The sequence below is a fragment of the Streptomyces sp. 13-12-16 genome, assembly GCF_002114215.1.
Classification (GTDB): domain Bacteria; phylum Actinomycetota; class Actinomycetes; order Streptomycetales; family Streptomycetaceae; genus Streptomyces.
Genome location: NZ_NCTE01000180.1, coordinates 1 through 3,202, shown reverse-complemented (window position 1 = coordinate 3,202; position 3,202 = coordinate 1). Strand labels below are relative to the sequence as shown.

Here is a 3,202-nt window from a genome sequence, read left to right as displayed (position 1 = left end):
CCGCCTCGGGCACCGCGGCGGCGACGCGCGGGCTGAGGCCGATGCCCTCCTCGACGGTGGCGGGCTCGCACCCCACGACCAGCGTGCGCCGGGGCGGCGCCGCGCCGGTGCCCGCGCACAGGGTGCCGAGCAGGGCGAACACGGCGTCGGGCGACATGCGATGGCCGTCCAGGGGGACACCGTCCGGTGACGGCCGGCCGCCGGACTCCGCCGCGTCGATCACGTACAGGGTGCCCGGCTCCCCGCCCCGCGCCGTCGCGTCGAGCACGACGAGCGTGTCGTAACCGTCGAGCAGCCGGTAGGCCAGGTGGACGCCGCGGATGCCGACGTCGGCGACCTCGACGCCCTCCGGCAGCGGCCGTCCGGCCAGGGCGCGGGCGGCCTCGACGCCGAAGCCGTCGTCGCCGAGGAAGATGTTGCCGACCCCGGCGACCAGGGTGCGCGGGCGTGCGACGGTGGTGGTCACGGTACCTCCACGTCGATCTCGTCGGGCTGGAAGTAGAGGTACCGCCCTTGCTCACGGCGGATGTCGGCGCCCGGATCGTCCTCGACGGTGACCGCGATGTGCACGCCCCCGTCGACGTCGTGGAGGACCGCCTCGACCAGGGCGCTCCGGCCGGTGAGGAACAGGTCCTGGGCGTCGGTGTGCCGCAGCCGGGGCCGCAGCACGACCCGGCTGCCCGCCCGCACCTCCCGCCCGTCGACCAGGACGTGGTCGTGGGCCGGGTCCACCGAGGCGTCCGCGCCCGGATCCCACCAGGGGGTGTCCGGCCGGACGAGGCCGCCCTCCGCGTCACCGGACACCGGCGGCGCGGGCGCGGTGACCTCGCGCAGGCCCCGGACCGCCCCGTGCAGCCGCTCCAGCACCTCGGCCGGCATCGAGTCGGTGAGCTCGATCACCGCCGCCGCCCGGTCGTCCGTACCCCTCGCCTCACGCTTCTCCTCGTCGGTGAGGGCCGCCGTGCGCAGGGCGAGGATCTCGTCGATCTCCGTGGCGTCGTACAGGGCGCCCGGACTCTCCGGGGCGATGGCCGGGTGGTCCTCCAGGATGATCGGGGAGGAGAGCACCAGGTCACGGGAGTCCGGTTCACCGGCCAGCACGGGCCAGGTGTGCAGATTGCGGCAGGCCGCGGCGGCCCCCCTCGCCCATTCCGGAGGGTCCGTCAGGGACAGGAACCGCCCCGAGTCCAGGTGCAGCAGCGTGTGCGTGGCGACCAGGGAACGGGACAGCGCCGCGTCACGGTCGGCGCCCTCCTCGGGCAGCCACTCGCCGGTGTTCTCCACGACCACGCTCAGTCGCTGCGTGGCGTACGGGCCGTCCAGCGGGCTCGCCGACAGGCGCAGTACGCCCTCCACCGCCTCGTGGCGCCGGACCAGCCGCCCCACGACCGTCCCGCCCGCGTCCGTGACCGGCTCGGTCTCCTCACCGGCCGGCCGGTCGAACGGGACGACGGTGCCGGGGCCCGACAGCTCCTCGACGGGAACCGCGAGACGGACCCGCTCCTCCCGGCCCTCGTCCCACGGCACGATCACCCGGTCCTCCAGGCGAAGTTCGCCGACGGTCCCGAAACCGCCCCCCGGCAGCGCCCGTTGCACCGTGCGCCGCCGGGCGTGCAGGAAGCGCACCTCGACGGAGAGGACGGCACCCCGCCGGGGCTCCATCAGCAACTCGGTGTGCTGGAAGTCGTGCTCGGCGTCCGTCGCCGTCCAGGACGGGGGCACCAGCACCCCGAACTGCCAGCGCAGCCTGTTCTTGGCGGCCGACGCGCGGTACGGGTAGAGCACGTACCCCTCGAACAGCACGGCGTCGGCGACGTGCCGGGCCACCGCGAGGCGGGCCTCGGCCGGGGCGGTGAACGTCGTCGTGGTCATCGTGTCCCCTCACCCGCCGCTTCCAGCAGCCCCTCGACGGTCGCCTGCCACGAGGGCAGCGCCCGCCGGGACCGGTAGGCGAGCAGCGCGTCCATCGCGTCCCGGGGCAGCCGGATCCAGGCCGAGCCGGGGAAGTGCCGGTCGACCATCTCCCGCCAGGTCCGCACCGGCATCCGGAACACGGCCTCCCGGTCCCACGGGACGGGCTCGACCCGGAACCCGCCGGCGCCGGTGAAGGCGGTGCCGGAGAACAGCATCCGCAGCGGCACCTCTCCTCCGTCCAGCGCGTGGAAGTAGCGGGAGCAGGCGATGTCCATGTCGTAGGTGCAGGGCACCACCAGGTCCGTCTCGGTCTCGCCGGTGAACCCCCGCACCATCACCGGGACCTGTGCGAACTCCAGCGGATTGAGGGTGCTGCCCCAGCGGGACCGTTCCCCGAACAGGTCGGTCAGGGCGGCGGCCTCGGTGTCGTCGTAGCCCCGGCGGGCGGGCTCGATGCGGATCTGGCAGCGCAGCGCCAGCGCGTGCACCCGCGCGTCCGGGGACGCGGTGACCCGCAGCCGGAAGACCAGCGCCGGACCCGCCGCGTACGGGTCGGCGCGCACCCCTGTGCACACGAAGCCGAACCCGGTCACGAAGGGCTCCCCGTGAAGTCGCGCGCCCGCTCGCGCACATGGCCGAAGAACTCCTCCAGATCGGCACGCGCCCGCGCGCCCCCGTCGAAGCCCTGCCACCGCAGTCGCATACGGCCCACCAGTTCGTAGCAGATGTCGATCGGCACCAGATGGCACTCCACGCGCCCCTGGTGGCGGCGCAGCAGCAGCGCCTCCACGTCGGGTTCGAGGAGTCCGGCCAGGGGGGAGGCGTCCAGCACGGACTGCCAGGCCTCCGGCTCCAGTTCGCTCTCGGTCGCGCCGGCCGGGCTCGGATAGAGCGCGACCAGCCGGTCGAGCGCGGAGTTGCGGAAGAAGAACGCGACGCCGACGGGGATGCGCAGCCGCTCCCAGGCCGCCTCGTCGAGACCGTGCCCGGGGTCGCTCAGATAGCGGCCGGGAACCGCGCGGAACCGGCCCGTGGACGCGCCCGACGCGCCCGACGCGTCCAGGAGCCGGGCGCAGGGGTCGCAGGCGCAGACCAGGGCCCGGTTCTCGGTGTCGACGAGATGCCGGTGGCCGGGGTCCGGCAGCGCGGCGGTGCACAGCTCACAGCGTTCCTCGCGGGGCGGCCGGGGCGCGGTGAACCGGAACAGGCCGCCGCGCGGCGGGAGTTGCCGCGTGCTCATGGCGTCGCGGTGGCCGGCGGACGGCCGTTCGGCCCGGACACGGAGGCG

The 3,202-nt window shown here is 74.9% G+C and carries 4 protein-coding genes; all 4 read right to left on the bottom strand.

Annotated features, from left to right (window positions below; translation table 11 throughout):
* On the bottom strand, positions 1-466 hold a 466-nt coding region (locus B7767_RS08525), incomplete at its 3' end, for a hydrogenase maturation protease (protein ID WP_143652286.1).
* Complete coding sequence (locus B7767_RS08520) at positions 463-1,872, bottom strand: hypothetical protein (RefSeq protein WP_085571638.1); 1,410 nt, start codon at positions 1,870-1,872, stop codon at positions 463-465. The genes B7767_RS08520 and B7767_RS08525, both read right to left, overlap by 4 nt.
* Complete coding sequence (locus B7767_RS08515) at positions 1,869-2,507, bottom strand: DUF6084 family protein (protein ID WP_085571637.1); 639 nt, start codon at positions 2,505-2,507, stop codon at positions 1,869-1,871. The genes B7767_RS08520 and B7767_RS08515 overlap by 4 nt, the downstream gene beginning before the upstream one ends.
* Positions 2,504-3,154: a DUF5947 family protein gene (locus B7767_RS08510; protein WP_085571639.1), complete on the bottom strand. Its 651-nt coding sequence runs from the start codon at positions 3,152-3,154 to the stop codon at positions 2,504-2,506. The genes B7767_RS08515 and B7767_RS08510 overlap by 4 nt, the downstream gene beginning before the upstream one ends.
* Positions 3,155-3,202: the final 48 nt, after the last annotated feature.